This is a genomic window from bacterium (assembly GCA_021372535.1).
Taxonomy (GTDB): Bacteria; Latescibacterota; Latescibacteria; order Latescibacterales; family Latescibacteraceae; genus JAFGMP01.
In genome coordinates this window covers 1-16,503 of the sequence record JAJFUH010000118.1, presented here as the reverse complement: position 1 = coordinate 16,503, position 16,503 = coordinate 1, and the positions used below count along the sequence as shown (strand labels likewise).

Below are 16,503 nucleotides of genomic sequence, written 5' to 3'. Positions count from 1 at the left end.
GGAGTATATTTACCTTATACCATTACCCATTACCCATTCAGGTTATAATCATCACCTCCTTGATTAACCCGAAGGTACTATCAAAATTTTTAAATCTAACATAAATGAATGATTTTTTAACTCTACCCAAGTGAACGATTTTTATGATAAACACTTGTTATAAGCTTGTCAAGCCTAAAAACACAATTACGTTTAAAAAAAGTTTTTTTTTACTGATTTCTCCCTGTATCAATGAACAATTACGCATTATAACACGCCAAAAAATGCACTTTTTCAAAATATAATAAAGATTTCACTTCATCTCGCCGATACATGTCTTCATCCCGAGCAATTCGCTCCGTAAAAGGATCAGAAGCGCGGTGTATTCATCGTGAAGTCACTGACGCCCATTCGATTTTACAGAAAACTCCGTCCGCCGTATATCAGGCGCATCTGCTATACAAGCGCTTCCGATTCCTCACGGGCTATTTTACACCACCGTCTGACATTCTCAGGATTGTTGCCGATTGTATGGTTATCCTTCATAATTATTTCCACATGGCAGTCACCGATGACTTTCAGTGTTTTTCTGAGTTCGGTGCGCACGAAATCCTCATCCATGAACGGTACGGCAAGGTGCGCCGGATTCGGTTTCAATGAAAATATATACCTTTTGCCGAGTTGCTCCGCCATAACGGCGGGATTCGCCCAAGGTGAAACGGAAACTCTCCGGAGACGAGGAATTTTTTCGATGATATGCCACCGTCTGTCAAGAGGTTCGCAGCAGCCGTAACAGTTGAGCCCGAACCGTTCAAGAATGGGAAGCTGATACGGAAAAATAAATTCCTCAAACATGTCCGGCGACCATGTCGTAGTTTCCTGGCTTTCGGCGAATCCCCACATATCGCAGGTCCGCACTCCGGTGCCATCGAAGTCGTCCAGCGGCAGTTCAGTCGTCCAGCCGAATCCGCCCGATCCGACATAGGTTCCGTCATTGTTGAGGCTTAACAGGCCGTTGTTCTCAAGAAACTGAAGCCTGGCAAGATGCCCGTCGCGCAGAAATCCCATCAGAACATGAAGCATCTCAGGATTATCATACACATCATACATGACCTGGCAGAGTCCGCGAAGATTGACAAGCGTCCATGTCATCCCGAGCGTCCACCACCATTTCCCCTTGAGCCGGACTGTCAAAAAATCTCCGAGAACATCCACGGCCAGCGACTGCAATGCAGCGGTTGCCTCATAGTCCACTTCAATACGGGGAAACCGGAGCTTGTTCATGTCATCATACGACTTCAGGGGGGATTCCCAGACATAGGAACCGCCATCCGAGCCGCCGGTTTTTGTTTCATGCACACCCCAATCGGTCTCTGTATATACATGGGGAATGGTGAAACAGGATTCGCACACACGGTCATCGCCCATTGAGTCTGCCCAGAATATTTCCTTACGGAGGGTCATCTCCCACTCGCGGGCAAGCTGACCGCCGCATTTCAGATCATCCCCTCTGATAATTTCGTTCCAGCCGTTTTCAGGATCGCAAAAAACGAGCGGCCTTGTCTCATGGAGAGCATTGTGACGGTACCAGAGGTCACGGCGCCGGTCCTCATCGGGTCGTGCGGCGAGCTCCGCAGTCCGCGCCGCAAGTTCACGGATGATAACCCTGTCGTTGCGGTCTATGAAAAGGTGCGCAGTATCGTAAGTTTTACCGACAAGCGATGCCTGTGTCTGGTCTGTCATTGATACAACACTTATGTTTGAAACATGATTTTTAGTGGAAAGCATGATATATGCATAAAATCCGTTCCCTATCTTGAACGAATTCTGTCACTCAGGAATATTCACATAATAACTTATTTCATTTACCCATGTAATGGATTGGCGCCATAAACTCATTGTCTACTTTAATCACACATTCATGTCCGACAGTTGCTTTTTCAAAAACAAGCCGTGTATCGGAGAAAAGATCGTTGTTCTCAGCTTTTAAATGCATAGCCGTATACCGACAGTACTCGGAATCTATTTCGACACCTATACTGTTACGTTTTGTTTTGAGTGCGGCTATCATTGTCGTACCTGATCCGCAAAAAGGATCGAGAATTGTGTCTCCGACAAATGAAAACATACTTACGAGCCGTGTTGCCAGTTCCAAAGGGAATGGAGCCGGGTGTCGTTTGGTCGAAGCGCCGGGTATGTTCCAAATCTGCTGAAACCACCGGTCGAAATCTTCTTTGGATATCCTGCTTGCATCTCGTTGCGTTTCAGAAGGATTACGGTATCCACCCGGTTTACGCTGCATAAGAATAAATTCAATATCGTTCTTGATAATAGCATTGGGTTCGTAAGGTTTTCCGAGAAATTTCGATCCATTCGGTACTTCATACGATGCATTGGCAATTTTATGCCAGATTATCGGATTGAGGTTGTCAAAACCGATCCGGCGGCATATAACACAAATATCGGCATGAAGTGGAAACACGAGATGCCTGCCGAAATTACGCCTTGAAACACATACATCGCCGACAACGCATACAAGCCGGCCACCAGGGACTAAAATTCTGAATACGTGTCTCCATACTTTTTCAAGTTCGGCAAGAAAATCCTCATAATCCCGAATGTGACCCAACTGATCGATATTTTCGTTATATTTCTTGAGATTCCAGTAAGGAGGCGATGTCACAACGAGATGTACCGACTCGTCATTAATAAAGCTCAAGTCTCTCGCATCACCGTTGATCAACCTGTGAATAGTCAGTGGCATCGTATCATACGAAGGTTTTAACATAGCCCATCATCATTTTGATAAAGCGCTCAACCGAAAGGTCTTGCGCCGGTATTTTGAAGTGACCGTTGAGACCGTCTCGTTTTGTTGAAGTAATAAAAGCCGATGCCGTGTAATGACGTTCCAGAACAAGCTTTCGGCAAAATAACTCATAACGCAACATATATGAAGCACCGATAAATTCAGGCAATACTCTGAAGTGCGGTTCCTGAACGCCTACCGGTCGCGTAGATGCTTCGCAGTCTTCAAGCATAAAGAAGTAACCAAGAAATGGCTGTGAACTACCGTGGTATGCGTGTTCGCGAAAAGCTGTCCAAAGGTCAATCGCGCTTCCCAATGCTTCCTCTGTACGATTATTGAAATTATTACCGAAAGAAGGTCCCACCTGAGATTTCGCTTCCAAAGCTGTAATCAGGGTTTGGTCTTTAACAACCAACAAATCCCATTCCTTTGTTGGCCTGAAGAATCCGGGAAGTTCAACGGCTTTCTTACGAAAGATATACTTTTCAGGAATTCCAGTTTGAATAATCATTTCTGTGAATAAATTGATAAAACCATCCATCTGGGCACCGCCGGTAACAGCGCTTCGCAATCCGTGATCGGTTTTGCCGCTTTGTTCCTGCCTGCCCCGCTGAACAGATCGTGTCTGCCAATAATAAGCAACTGCCTGTCTCGTTCGCTCGGTCAGTTTTTCGAAAATCTGGCTGTTGTCCATAATACTCATGCTATTGTTAGTACTATTGAAGAGAAAATTGAGGAAATAAATTTTTTGTTATCTTCGACTGTTTTAAATAATAACATAAAAAGTAGAACAGTGGCAATGTTTTTTATATATTAACTTGAAAGATACAATCTATATCTCTATGCAAACTCATCGAACGGGGACTGGAGCTTATAAACACCATATCCACCTTTTCAATTATTTAAAAAAAGAGAGATTCACCAGTGACAACATCACAAGGCCTATCGAAGAAAATCGTAGCTCTTGCGGCGGCAGCCCATGCGGATGATATCGAGTTCATGATGGCTGGTACCCTTCTCCTGCTTAAAGAGGCGGGAGCAGAGATTCACATGTGGAATCTCTCGAATGGTCACTGCGGCTCAAACACCCTCGATACCGATGAAATCATCTGCGCGCGGTGGAGCGAAGCGCAGGATTCGGCCCGCCTAGCGGGAGCTATAATTCATCCGCCTATTACCGGAGACATCGATATCATATACGAAAAAAGCCTCATCGCGCGGGTTGGCTCAGTCATTCGCGCCATCAAACCCTCGATTCTGCTCATACCATCCCCGCACGACTACATGGAGGATCACCAGAACGCGTGCAGACTCCTTGTGACAGGAGCTTTCACACGGGGTATGCGTAACTATGTCACCGATCCGCCCGTCGATCCGTATACAGGCCCTGTGGCGCTCTATCACGCCATGCCGCACGGTCTCCGCGACAGCCTGCGAAAACGTATCAGGCCCGGACAGTATGTGGACATTACCGGAGTTCTCGCGCAAAAACGTGACATGCTTTCACAGCATCGCAGCCAGAAAGAATGGCTTGACGAGTCGCAGGGAATCGGTGCCTATATAACGCTCATGGAATCGTTCGCCCGTGAGCTCGGTTCCATGTCGGGACGTTTCGGTTACGCCGAAGGATGGAGACGTCACGCTCACTGGGGTTTTGCGGCAGAGGATTTCGATCCCCTTTCGGATATACTCTCCGAAGCATGTTATACCGACCCGGAATACGAACAATCACTCGAATCTTAATAAGCCTCAGGAGGCACTCATGGCTCGACCGATCAGTAAAGTTGCACCCGACTGGTGGGATTATACAACACTCGACCCTGAAATCATCGGTGATGTCGTAAAGCTCCGAGCAGGGGATCTGCTTGAACTTTCACGGCCCGGTTTTCGGGTATCGTTTTACGATACCCTCGAGGAATTTTATCTTGCCGAGGCGCTCGAGTACATCGAGGCATGGAAACAGGCAACCCCTGACAATCCGGCAGGTATCTGCGGTCCCATCGGTCCAACCGAACAGCTTCCCCTCGTCGCCCGCATTGTCAACAGCACCGGCATGAAACTCCACGACGCGCACTTCTGGGGTATGGACGAGTGGGTGGAGAACGGCAGACCCGTTCCGCCAACCCATCCCCTGTCATTCGAAAAGGCCGACAGGGAGCTCTGTTTTGACCGAATCGATCCCGCACTCAGAATGCCCGACAGCCATCTCCACTTTCCGACACGTGACCTTGAGGCATATTCGAGAAGTTTCGACGATATCCGCTGTGTTGTCATGCAGGGCGGCCAGGGAGAGGTGAAACACTGGGCGTTCAACGATCCGCTGCCCCGTAAAGGTACACACAGGGACGAGCCGCCGTCGCCCGAAGAGTATCGCAGGCTCGGAACGAGGATTGTCGATCTCCATCCCATGACGGTCATTCAGAACGCACGGACATCCGGCGGCGGTAATGTGTCCATGGTTCCGACCCAGGCGGCATCGGTGGGCCCGGTGGAAACATGGAAGGCTGAAAAGGTTTCTATCTGGCACGCTGGCAACCACGACAATCCCTTCGGTATACGGCTCACCGCATTCATGATTTCAAAAAAGATACCCGATTCTTCGGTACCCATGTCACTCCTCGCCGATCATCCCAATGTCCATTTCCATTACTACCGCAGGGGAATCGGCAGTGTCGGAACCGAAATGCACTGAGATACATATTATATATAATGTTATAAACCTTATTCTATGCTCTTTGAATTTTTTCCCGATCAGGAACGGAATATCAAAAGCGGAAAATTGTTGCTGCCATGAGAAAACTCCTGAAATATATAGCCCCGAAGTCATTCAATGACGGCCTTTACCGGTGCAACACGCTGGGGAAAAAACTGGCAGGCGGAAGAGCTGTGGAACGATTCCTCGATGTCGGATGCGGAGACGGCAGGCTCACCATGGAATTCGCTGAGATTGCTCAGGCGAAGGAACTCTATGGCATTGAATACGTTGATGAATTCCGGCAGGAAGCCGAAAAACGGGGAATCCGGTGCAGCAGGCAGGATTTGAACGGAAGATGGGATTTCGAGGACGATTTTTTCGACCTTATCCTCTCGAGCCAGAACATCGAGCACCTCCACAACACACGGCTTTATCTCGAGGAAAGTTATCGCTGCCTGCGGGAAAACGGGCGGCTCATCGTTCTCACCGAAAACCTCGCTTCGTGGGCGAATATCTGGGCGCTCGTATTCGGCTGGCAGCCCTTTTCCACCACAAACATAAACGGCTGGAGTGCGGGCAATCCCCTCATTTGGCACAGCGACCTGCCGCGAGACGAGGAATTCATAAGCACATGGCAGGATACCGGTGTGAGCGGAACGGTCGGGCATGTCCGCGTCCTCGCATACCGCGGACTGAAAAACCTCTTGGAAAAGACCGGCTTCAGAAATGTGCGGGTGTTTTCACGGGGATACCTGCCGCTCTGGGGAAGTCTTTCGGATGCGCTCTGCACCATCGACAGGCGGCACGGGCATTTCCTCATCGCTACGGGACTCAAATGAAGCGCAATACCATGCCCCCATATAAAATGAAATTACAAATACACGCAATCCTTTCCGGAGGTATGCGATGATCGAGAAATCCGATATCTTGAGGTACAGAACGCCAGAACATGATGTCAGCCTCATATTCCCGCAGCGGTGGTCCTCACGGGCATTGAGCGGGGAACCAATAGGCGAGGAGGAGCTCATGACTCTTTTAGAGGCGGCGCGCTGGGCGCCCTCATCATACAATAACCAGTCATGGCGGTTCCTGTATGCCAGACGGGAGACACCCGCTTGGGAGACGTTCTACGGTCTCCTGAGCGACTATAACAGGAAGTGGGCCGGAAATGCCGCGGTTCTCATCGTCGTTATCTCCAAAAACACCTTCGATTTCAACGGGAAACCATCGCGTACCCATTCGTACGATACCGGCGCGGCGTGGATGAGTCTGGCGCTCCAGGGTTCCATAAACGGACTTGTCGTCCATGGTATGCAGGGTTTCGATTACGACCGTGCTAAAGAAAAACTCAGAATCCCCGATGGTTATACCGTGGAGGCAATGGCCGCGGTCGGCCGGCCGGGCAGAAATGAAGACCTTCCCGAGGACATCCGAAAGGGCGAAGCGCCGAACAGCCGTAAAAAGATTGAAGAATTTGCCTTCGAGGGCGGATTCCCGGAATAAAAGACCGGGAAATCACATTATCGGCGTAATCAGCGCTTCAGACAATGTCCTCCGACACAATAACGGCTTACAGCTATTCCTGTTTCACCAGCTCGATATACCGGGATATATAATCTTTTTGATCATTTCACCCTCCATAATCCATTATCATATATGTTTCCGAAAAAAAACTCTTCCGTTTCATATTGAATCTTGACTTTTATCTGTACGATTGCGTTTTTTCATGGTTAAATTGTTGTAACAACGGAAGGATCATCAATGAATTCTATCATCAGGCTTCTTCATGTATTAAAACTGTATACGCCGCTCAAGTCAATAGCGGAATTGCTGACACCGCTCAATCCTGCATACCGTCACCGCAGGAAAGCGATGAAAGCATTCTATGCGGAATTCATTCATGAAGATGATATATGCTTCGATATCGGAGCCAACATCGGGAACAGGTCAGAAGTATTTCTTGAGCTCGGCGCACGGGTTGTCGCTGTGGAACCGCAAGGGGCATGTGTGGAAAAACTGAAAAGAAAATTCGGAAATAATCCACGAATTACAATAGTTCCCGCTGCTGTCGGAGAGGTCGAGGGCGAAGCCGAACTTCTGGTCAGCAATGCTTCCACCATCTCCTCGCTCTCACGGGAATGGATAGACCGGGTAAAAGAGAGTGGCCGTTTTTCATCGTACAGCTGGGATAGAACCGAAAAGGTACCGATCACGACTTTTAACCGTCTCATCGAAAAACACGGCACCCCGGCTTTCACCAAAATCGATGTCGAGGGTTACGAATCGAGCGTCATGAAGGGATTGTCCGGACCGGCCGGAATAATCTCCTTCGAATTTACCCCCGAATTCATAACCTCCGCTCTCGATTCGATAGACCATCTCGACAGCCTAGGCGCAGTCGAATTCAATTATTCGACAGGAGAGACAATGTGTCTTGCACAGTCTCAATGGATTAACGCCCGGGAGATGCAGAGTCTCCTCCTCTCGCTGCCCGACAAAACAATTTTCGGCGATGTCTATGCCCGGTTCGGATAAATCAATAGATGTATAAAACTTCATGTTTTTACTGAAATAATAAATGCATACCATTAGGATACTCAATAAAGACTTATTATATTAGTTTTCGCATTTTTTATCAGTATTACCGGACAGTTTATAAAAGAGTTCTTTTTTAATAAGGAATAACCGGTGAGTACACACAGCCCCGTCTCTCACAGAGGCTTTTTCACCAGTAGTGGAGTATTTATTCTTCTCAACGCCGCGGGCATGGCATTCGAGCTTGGATTCAACGGAGTTGTGGCACGGCTCCCGGGCGACGGCTTCGGGATTTTCGAGACTCTTTTCAATGTGTTCTTCATAATCACGGTGCCGCTTGTAAGCATCCAGCTCATGGTGAGCAAGGAAGTCTCGGCTCTCATGGCTACCGGGAAAAAGGGTCAGGCCCGGTCGTTTGTCAAACGCTCTTTTATGTATATAGGCGCGATAGGCATAGCCATCATGGCCGTCGGTCTGGCCGCTTCGGGTTTTATCGCCCGTATCATTCATATCGGAAGCACCGTGCCGGTCATACTCCTCATGATTATCATCGGATGTTACATACCGTTTCCCGTACTGCTCGGAACAATCCAGGGATTAAAAAAGTTCTATATCTTCGGGCTGCTTGCCCTTATCTGGGGAATTTTGAGATTCTCCGCCGGTGTCACAGGATTGTACGTTCTGGGAAAAGGACTGAACGGTATCATGACCGCACTTATCGGAGCGGTTGCACTCATCGTGTGTCTTGCATACGTATGGTCGCGTGATGTTTTCGGAATTCCGGAACAGGAACTTGACAGATCGGACTTCAGCCGCGCATATGGTTTCGTTCTTCCCATTGCGGTTACGCTCTTCTGTGTTACCGTTCTCCGAAGTATAGATATGGTATTCGCAAACCGTTTTTACGCAGGCGATACGGCTGTTAATGCTTATGCATGCGCGGCCAAGGTCGGAAAGGCGTTTTTCACCCTTACGGGAATCATCATGATTATGTTTCCGTATGTATCCGAAGAAAAAAGCCTCAACCGGAATCCGTTTGTCTATCTTGCCAGAAGCCTTGTCGTCACGGTCGGTCTTTCGTCCGTCGGAATACTGGTCTCACTGATTTCACCGGATTTCGTCATAAAAATAATCATGGTCGGCAAATACATTCCTGGCGCCGAAAACCTCGTAAGAGCTGTAGGCATCGTAATCATGCCGGTTTCGATCATTTATATTACCGCTAACTACTTCCTTGCGCAGCACAGGGCCGGTTTTATTCCCATTCTTCTGTCCGGAATGGTGTTCCAGATCGTGCTGATACTGTTGTACCACGACACCCCGTTTCACCTGCTCGCGGCAGTTGGCATCGCCAATTATATTATCCTGCTGATTATGGGAATATTCCTGCTCAGAGAGCAACGGCGGCTCACGACCGTCTCCGCGGGAGATTCGTAAACCGGCGCCGTCTTTTCACCATGAAATCAGAGATATCGATGAGTCCTGCTACAGACAGACAGAATCTCCTGACACCCGAACGGCTCAACCATCTGATCGACCGGTTCCCCGGCTGCCGGATAGCCGTTATCGGGGATTTTTTTCTCGACAAGTATCTCGATGTCGATCCGGCGCGTACGGAAATAAGCATCGAAACCGGTAAAACCGCCCATCAGGTCACCGGCGTCCGTCATAGCCCCGGCGCGGCCGGCAACGTCGTGAAAAACCTTGCATCCCTCGGAGCGGGAAAACTCCATGCGGTAGGCCTGACGGGTGATGACGGCGAATCCTTTGAGCTCCGCGCGGACCTCGAAGCCCTCGGCTGTTCAACGGGCGGACTTTTCGCATCGGGCGACATTGTGACCCCGACATATATCAAGCCACGGGATATCACCGTAAAAGGGCTTGAGGGAGAATACGAGCGGTATGACATCAAAAACCGCATGCCCATTCCACCGTTTCTCCACCGGCGGGTTATTGAGGCTCTTGACAGGGTACTGCCTGATGTCGACGGTGTCATCATCGTGGACCAGACTGAAACACCGGGATGCGGAGTAATTGACGATACTGTCCGCTGTGCCCTTGCAGAACGGGCGGCCCGTTATCCCCGCACCGTATTTTTCGCGGACAGCCGCACAAACATACAGGATTTTCACAACATTACCATAAAACCGAATCAATTCGAAGCAATGGGAATTATCAATCCGGTTCCCGGAAAAGGGATCGGACTTGATATTCTGGAAAAACAAATCCGTCAGCTCCGTAAAAAAGCGAATGCACCGGTTTTTCTGACCTGCGGAGAAAGAGGCATCCTGGTCAGCGACCCTGTTCCTGCGAGTGTTCCCGCGGTCAGACTGGAAGGCCCCCTCGACACAACCGGAGCCGGAGACAGTGTCTCCGCGGGAGTAGTCCTTGCCCTCGTTTCAGGCGCATCCCTTATCGAGGCAGCGGTTGTCGGCAATCTCGCGGCTTCCGTAACGGTCGAGCAGCTTGCCACAACAGGCGTCGTTCTTCCGGGAGACCTGCCGCCGCGCATCGAACAATGGCTTTCCCAATCGTAACGTCGCTATAACGACCGTCTTTTGTCCGTAGAATTATCCGATGTTCACAGGATACCACTTTTCTCACAGGAATTGACAAGTGAAAATCACGGAAACCACTCCATAAGCACAATCAGCGATTCAGACATCCACGCCACGATAATCAACGTCACATCATTTAATCACCTGTATCGGCTGTCCCGGCTAAATCACATAAAAAAAGGTCCGGCACAGAGGCCGGACCTTCGTATTCTCACCGTAATCGTTGCCGACTACTTGAGTAATGTCATCTTCATGGTTCTGGTGAGGTTGCCGGTCTTGACGGTGTAGAAGTATACACCGGCGGAGAATCCGGTTGCATCCCAGGTCACGGAGTGCTTTCCGGCACCCATAAACTCGTTTGCAAGTGTATCAACCTTCTGACCGGCCACATTGTAAACATCGATTGCAACTGTGCCGGCTTCAGGAACCGTGATATTGATGGTTGTGGTCGGGTTGAACGGGTTCGGGCTGTTCTGATCGACTGCAAATGCAGCCGGTCCGGCCTCGTCCACGCCGACTTCACTGGAAATAACACCCTTGATGGAATCATGAGCAACAAAGAAATACCCGGCAGGGCCACCCCACGGGGCATCGGTTCCACCGGAGCTCACGAAGTCCGAATACATACCGTCATACGGTGTATCGTCATCAACGAACGATGAGGAGAGTTTACCACCGGCAGACTCACCTGCGTACGCATGATATCCGAGGCCGGTTCCATCGGGAGCATACAGACCGAAGGAAACAGCGCCCATGTCGAAGGACGGGAAAGCCGAGAAGAGATTGGCATCAGACTTGATCTGATATTTGTACGGACCGACGTTGTAGTCGTGGCATACCCACGGACGTTCGGCATCGGCTTCGAAATTATGGTCACCGGTATAGTCGCCGTTACCGTTGACCCATCTGTTCCAGTCTTCCTCATTCTCGCCTGCGGTCGGGACAACAACCTGGTTCATACAGGTGCTATGCGCGCCGAGGAATACATTATCGCCTCTGACATCGAACTTGTTCGGACCGCTGGCAGCCTGGCCACCTTTTTCGCCGTCACTGAGATGAACCCACCACTTGGAGAGGTCGATTCTGAACTGCTCGGTACCATCGAGCGAGCTGATCATCACGAGTTCGGCTTCGGTCGATACGCCGGAATGGTCGGTGTTCGTGGCAGCAAGCAGGTCGCCTCCGACATACCGCATATCCTGCAGGGTCACCCACCAGCCGGTGCCGGTGTTGATGCCATACGTGAATTCGCCGCTGTCACCAAAATTGGTGTCTTTGACGGAATCACCGTTGGGTACCCATTTCCATTTGCGGACATGGCCGAGGAGGTTATTTGACGTGGAGAAATCAAAGTAATCATCGGCCACATACGGAGACTGAGAATAGGTGCACATATCCTGATAGCCGAGGAACTGGGTTGTTTCATAAAGTGTGGTGTCGAGAGGATCGCTGCCCAGAATCCACTTCTGGCGGACCCAGCGGACTTCCACTTCACCCTGATCACCGGTATCTTCGGAATTCTTCGTCGGTGAACCATATACCAGCGGCTTCGCAAGTTTGTTTCCCTTGAAGTCACGGGTATAGATGTTGGAATTCCGACCCATGTTAGGTGTCAGTACCGGGCATGCAAATACTTTTGCAGTTACATTGTCGTATGCCCAGATGTAATAGGTATAGGTTCCCTTCGGAACGACCTTGCCATCCTGGTCTTTCCCGCTCCAGGAAATGGTGTTGCTTCCGACAGCGAGCTGCTGTGCAGAAGACGCATAAATACAGGTGTCAATCTTGTTGACTGTATGCCAGCCGAGGTAACCGTTGACGACATTGTTAATGCCGTTCGCCTGATCCTTGGTGTATACGAGGAAAATGGCCATAGCAGGCGTACCGGTAACCTTAACCGGGATATCAAGTTTCGCACCACCAAAATCATATTTGATAGCACTTGCAGCAGACATCTTCATGACTGTCGGTGCAAAATTAGCGGCAAAAACAGTCGATGCTACAAATAATAAAGTAATAATCAAAATAAACTTTTTCACTTTTTCCTCCCCTTTCAAGAGAAATTAAATCCGATGTAATTCCTCTCGAATTACTCAGTGTTTACTTCTCTGATTTTGGAATACAAAAAGGACTACGTGCCAGCCATCACCCCCTTTATTAATTTTAGAATGTTAAGTGTCAGACAAATACAGTGACTTTTTACCACTTTGAATATAAATAAAAAACCACTTGTTCCTTGCTTTTCATTACTGAACATTAATAACGTAATGACAGAACATATGAAAAATTTTATTTCTTGTCAATTTTTTTTCTGGAGAAATGGCAGAACTGAAATGAATTTTTTATCGGAATCCCATATAAGCAACAATAATATACTGTTCGTTTCATTTTAGCAACAATAAAAAATATTTATTTGGTTATTTAAAGTTTTATTAGTTTGATCAATTCTCTGTTTTTTCAATGTTACGTTTTCTTTAATTGCTTTAAAAATATAGTGAAAACACTGTCTGCGATTTTATTCAATATTACTTGACTCAGGGCAACAATCATTTGATATATATAGGTATGCTCACAGTTTTTTTTCAAACATACTGTACAAATAAACTATAATTATCATGAGGAATTTTCCAATATTAGTCTTAGTATAATAATAATAATCAAAAAATTGTCAAGAGCGATAAAACAAAATTTTTCAAGGAAAGATAATCCTGTCTTTTTTCAAAACTCAATGACCTGGAGATTTAAGTGAATGACGCGGAGTAATTATGTTACAAATTCTTACGGTTGTGCGTTTTCCGGCTGCGACGCGGCGCGGAATGTGTAAGAATGTATTTGTAAATTATCTAGATGAGGTTCATGGAGCGAGGAGATGCTGCGCTGAAACAGGCATTAAACTCTCTTCCGTGACAATCTCAAGCTGTTCAGGATAACCGTTACGCTTGAAAATGCCATCGCACCCGCCGCCATGGCCGGATGGAGGTCCCGTATGAATCCGGGTACCCAGGGAACGGTGTGAAGTACACCAGCCGCAACTGGAATCAGGGATATATTATAGAAAAAGGCCCAGAAAAGGTTTTGTTTTATCGTCTTCATGGTTGCCCGTGAAAGTCGTATCGCCCGCACGACACCGCTCAGTTCTCCTCCGACGAGAGTCACATCGGAGGCTTCCATTGCCACGTCCGTACCTGTACCCATGGCTATTCCCACATCTGCCCGCGCGAGAGCCGGCGAATCATTGATGCCGTCGCCAACCATGCCCACCAGCGCCCCACGAAGCTGATATTCACTGACTACTGTTTCTTTCGCATCCGGCAATATCCCGGCGGCGACACGGTCAATTCCCACCTGTAACGCTATCGCCGAGGCAGTACGTTCATTATCGCCAGTGAGCATTACCGGCTCGATTCCCATTTCCTTCAGGCTCGATACAGCCAGAGCGGCATCGGGTTTTATTTCGTCCGAAACTCCGATAATACCGGCTATACGGTTATCGATACGCGCTGCCATTACAGTTTTTCCCGCGTGTGTCAGTGCCTCCATCCTTGTGGTATCGAAATCTCCCGGTATCATACCATCGGCAACCCATTCCGGGTTTCCCACCATCACATAATGACCGTCCACACGGGCGCGTATGCCCCACCCGGGGACCGCCTCGAATGCCTCGGGCTCAGTGAGAACATATCCCCGTTCCCGGGCGCCGTTTACAACCGCCCTTGAAAGGGGGTGTTCGGAGGCTGCCTCGGCGCTTGCTGCGAGTATAAAATCTTTTTCGCCGTCTCCGCCGAGGGGAATCCAATCGGTTAGAACCGGTTTCCCGAACGTTATAGTCCCCGTTTTGTCAAACATGACTGTGGTGAGATGGTGCGCTGTTTCGAGCGCTTCGCTGTTCCTGAAGAGTATACCCATGGAGGCGCCTTTACCGGAGCCGACCATGACCGCGGTCGGTGTTGCGAGACCGAGCGCACAGGGGCAGGCAATTACCAGCACCGCAACCATCCGGATCATCGCCGGAACAAATTCCCCGCCGATAATCCACCACAGCGTAAAGGTGACAAGGGCGATTCCGATGATCGACGGGACAAAAAATGCCGATACTCTGTCCGCGAGACGCTGAATCGGAGCCTTGCTTCCCTGGGCACGGGTTACGAGGCTGATAATCTGGGCGAGGACGGTATCTTTACCCACACCTGTCGCCTTGATTTTAAGGCGTCCATGGACGTTGATGGTCGCTCCGAACACGGTATCACCATCCGCTTTGTCGATCGGGATCGGTTCGCCGGTCATCATGCTTTCATCCACAGCGGACATTCCCGAAACCACGATACCATCCACCGGAATACGTTCTCCCGGACGGACGATCACAATATCGCCCGGACTGACACGGTCGGCGGGAATATCGAACTCCGAGCCATCCCGCTCAATATGGGCCGTGGACGGGGTAAGGTCCATGAGCTTCCGTATCGCATGGGAAGCTCTTCCTTTCGCCCCGGCTTCGAGGAGTTTTCCGAGTTTGATGAGGGTTATGATCAACGCCGAGGTTTCGAAATATACATGATGCCCGAGCACAGGGAACATGATGAGGGACAGGGAATAGAAATAGGCGGTCGATGACCCGAGAGCAACGAGAACATCCATATTCGCGCTTCTGTTCCTGATACTCTTGAATCCCCCGATATAATACCCGAAACCCGTATAAAACTGAACCGGCGTCGCAAGGAGAAAAAACAGCCAGTTGACCCATGATTCATGCGCCCATGGACCAATAAGAGAAAAGTCACGGGCCATGCTGAGAGCGAAAAGTGGAACGGTGAAAACAACCCCTGTCACAAAGGCGCGACGCTCTCTCCGGATTTCCGCTTCACGGGCTTTCTGCTCATCATCGCTTTCCCCTTCACCCTCACGGGGAAGCACGAGCGTATAACCCGCCCTGTCAACAGCCTCGGCAAGTGCTTCAAGGGTTGCCGTCGAAGGATCAAATTCGACAGAAACAGTTTCGGCAGCGAGATTGACCGTCGCCGCAGTTACTCCCGGCACTTTTCTTGTCAGTGTACGTTCTATTGCCGCTGCGCAGTTGGCGCAGGTCATGCCGATAACGGGAAGCGTGACCATCTGAGATGCAATTTTTTCTTCATCACTCATTATACTTCACTTTTTCAATACTGTCGGACTCTAAAAAAACAGTGGGGAAATGAAACCTTCATTTACCCGGCGCAAAGCCCATTTCATCCAGTGTCTGCGCTATCCCGTCCCATGTGAGTGGAGATTTCCACTGTACGGTCACCATCCGAGTGGACGGATCACCTTTCACCGATATTACGCCATCGAGCTCCATGAGCTCGCGCTCGATGGTCATGACACAGTGTTTGCAGGAAATGGATGGTATATATACGGTTTTCTGTTCCATGATTTCCTCGTATATGATGGAGTAGTGTTATAGCATTATACGTATGAAATCAAAAAAAGATTCCCATTGCTGCTTTTTTACGGACTCAATGTAAGGATAATATCACATCGATAATCAGGGGTACGTGCAGTTCCGAAATTTAATTATCGGTCATCACATGGTCGTCATATTCGAGCTCGAAACGCAGCTTGTGTTTCGCTTCCTCCTGCGCGAGGAAAAGAAAGAGGTTCCGGAGATTTTCCTCCCCTGCTTTTTCAGAGAGATTTATATAGAGCCTGAAGGCGGCTTTTTCCTTCTGCATAGCCAGCATGAGTACTTCCTGGTACCCCATGTCCGGGGTTGGTTCGGAGGGTACGAGATAGTCAGTGATTTTAAGGTCCATGACTTTCCCTGGATGGACAGCAAGTATTTTCTCATCCTTGATCATGAGCAGTTTTCTCTTGTGCTGGAGTTCCTCACCCGCAAAATCCTTGAATACATGGCTCATGGCCGGATTTTCCATTTTTCCCGCCATATCGGTATAAAA

At 49.0% G+C, this 16,503-nt stretch carries 14 protein-coding genes; 7 read left to right on the top strand and 7 right to left on the bottom strand.

Translation table 11 applies throughout. The annotated features are described in order from the left end of the window. Positions 1-435: 435 nt before the first annotated feature. The 3 genes from LLG96_11360 to LLG96_11350 form a co-directional block, all read right to left on the bottom strand. On the bottom strand, positions 436-1,722 hold the full coding sequence (locus LLG96_11360; protein ID MCE5250806.1) for a hypothetical protein: 1,287 nt from the start codon (positions 1,720-1,722) through the stop codon (positions 436-438). 118 nt (positions 1,723-1,840) lie between these two features. Then, on the bottom strand, positions 1,841-2,767 hold the full coding sequence (locus tag LLG96_11355; protein MCE5250805.1) for a site-specific DNA-methyltransferase: 927 nt from the start codon (positions 2,765-2,767) through the stop codon (positions 1,841-1,843). Continuing rightward, positions 2,748-3,479, bottom strand: a complete 732-nt coding sequence (locus tag LLG96_11350; protein MCE5250804.1) for a PaeR7I family type II restriction endonuclease — start codon at positions 3,477-3,479, stop codon at positions 2,748-2,750. The genes LLG96_11355 and LLG96_11350 overlap by 20 nt, the downstream gene beginning before the upstream one ends. A gap of 230 nt (positions 3,480-3,709) precedes the next feature. Between LLG96_11350 and LLG96_11345 the strand changes: the two genes are divergently transcribed. From LLG96_11345 to LLG96_11315, 7 genes are all read left to right on the top strand, one after another. Next, positions 3,710-4,528, top strand: a complete 819-nt coding sequence (locus tag LLG96_11345; GenBank protein ID MCE5250803.1) for a PIG-L family deacetylase — start codon at positions 3,710-3,712, stop codon at positions 4,526-4,528. Between the two features lie 19 nt (positions 4,529-4,547). Further along, positions 4,548-5,477, top strand: a complete 930-nt coding sequence (locus LLG96_11340; GenBank protein ID MCE5250802.1) for a glucosamine-6-phosphate isomerase — start codon at positions 4,548-4,550, stop codon at positions 5,475-5,477. Positions 5,478-5,575: 98 nt separating this feature from the next. Then, complete coding sequence (locus LLG96_11335) at positions 5,576-6,319, top strand: class I SAM-dependent methyltransferase (GenBank protein ID MCE5250801.1); 744 nt, start codon at positions 5,576-5,578, stop codon at positions 6,317-6,319. Positions 6,320-6,386: 67 nt separating this feature from the next. Then, positions 6,387-6,983 carry a nitroreductase family protein gene (locus tag LLG96_11330; protein ID MCE5250800.1) on the top strand — a complete coding sequence of 199 codons (597 nt, stop codon included), beginning with the start codon at positions 6,387-6,389 and terminating at the stop codon, positions 6,981-6,983. Positions 6,984-7,241: 258 nt separating this feature from the next. Then, positions 7,242-8,015: an FkbM family methyltransferase gene (locus LLG96_11325; GenBank protein MCE5250799.1), complete on the top strand. Its 774-nt coding sequence runs from the start codon at positions 7,242-7,244 to the stop codon at positions 8,013-8,015. A gap of 153 nt (positions 8,016-8,168) precedes the next feature. Continuing rightward, entirely contained in the window at positions 8,169-9,452 is a 1,284-nt protein-coding gene (locus LLG96_11320; protein ID MCE5250798.1) for a hypothetical protein, read from the top strand. Positions 9,453-9,490: 38 nt separating this feature from the next. Next, entirely contained in the window at positions 9,491-10,552 is a 1,062-nt protein-coding gene (locus LLG96_11315; GenBank protein MCE5250797.1) for a PfkB family carbohydrate kinase, read from the top strand. Between the two features lie 251 nt (positions 10,553-10,803). Here LLG96_11315 and LLG96_11310 read toward each other — a convergent pair whose 3' ends face one another. The 4 genes from LLG96_11310 to LLG96_11295 all read right to left on the bottom strand — a co-directional run. Beyond that, positions 10,804-12,612, bottom strand: a complete 1,809-nt coding sequence (locus LLG96_11310) for a T9SS type A sorting domain-containing protein (protein MCE5250796.1) — start codon at positions 12,610-12,612, stop codon at positions 10,804-10,806. A gap of 850 nt (positions 12,613-13,462) precedes the next feature. After that, positions 13,463-15,712 (bottom strand): heavy metal translocating P-type ATPase, encoded by a 2,250-nt coding sequence (locus LLG96_11305; protein MCE5250795.1) that lies wholly within the window; start codon positions 15,710-15,712, stop codon positions 13,463-13,465. Positions 15,713-15,770: 58 nt separating this feature from the next. Further along, positions 15,771-15,977 (bottom strand): heavy-metal-associated domain-containing protein, encoded by a 207-nt coding sequence (locus LLG96_11300; protein ID MCE5250794.1) that lies wholly within the window; start codon positions 15,975-15,977, stop codon positions 15,771-15,773. A 139-nt stretch (positions 15,978-16,116) separates the two neighbouring features. Continuing rightward, on the bottom strand, positions 16,117-16,503 hold a 387-nt coding region (locus LLG96_11295), incomplete at its 5' end, for a ferritin family protein (GenBank protein ID MCE5250793.1).

What these genes read in the sequence shown, in the direction of transcription:
- LLG96_11360 (MCE5250806.1), bottom strand. Translation starts at nt 1,722, where the DNA reads ATGACAGACCAGACACAGGCATCGCTTGTCGGTAAAACTTACGATACT.
- LLG96_11355 (MCE5250805.1), bottom strand. Translation starts at nt 2,767, where the DNA reads ATGTTAAAACCTTCGTATGATACGATGCCACTGACTATTCACAGGTTG.
- LLG96_11350 (MCE5250804.1), bottom strand. Translation starts at nt 3,479, where the DNA reads ATGGACAACAGCCAGATTTTCGAAAAACTGACCGAGCGAACGAGACAG.
- LLG96_11340 (MCE5250802.1), top strand. Translation starts at nt 4,548, where the DNA reads ATGGCTCGACCGATCAGTAAAGTTGCACCCGACTGGTGGGATTATACA.
- LLG96_11335 (MCE5250801.1), top strand. Translation starts at nt 5,576, where the DNA reads ATGAGAAAACTCCTGAAATATATAGCCCCGAAGTCATTCAATGACGGC.
- LLG96_11330 (MCE5250800.1), top strand. Translation starts at nt 6,387, where the DNA reads ATGATCGAGAAATCCGATATCTTGAGGTACAGAACGCCAGAACATGAT.
- LLG96_11325 (MCE5250799.1), top strand. Translation starts at nt 7,242, where the DNA reads ATGAATTCTATCATCAGGCTTCTTCATGTATTAAAACTGTATACGCCG.
- LLG96_11315 (MCE5250797.1), top strand. Translation starts at nt 9,491, where the DNA reads ATGAGTCCTGCTACAGACAGACAGAATCTCCTGACACCCGAACGGCTC.
- LLG96_11305 (MCE5250795.1), bottom strand. Translation starts at nt 15,712, where the DNA reads ATGAGTGATGAAGAAAAAATTGCATCTCAGATGGTCACGCTTCCCGTT.
- LLG96_11300 (MCE5250794.1), bottom strand. Translation starts at nt 15,977, where the DNA reads ATGGAACAGAAAACCGTATATATACCATCCATTTCCTGCAAACACTGT.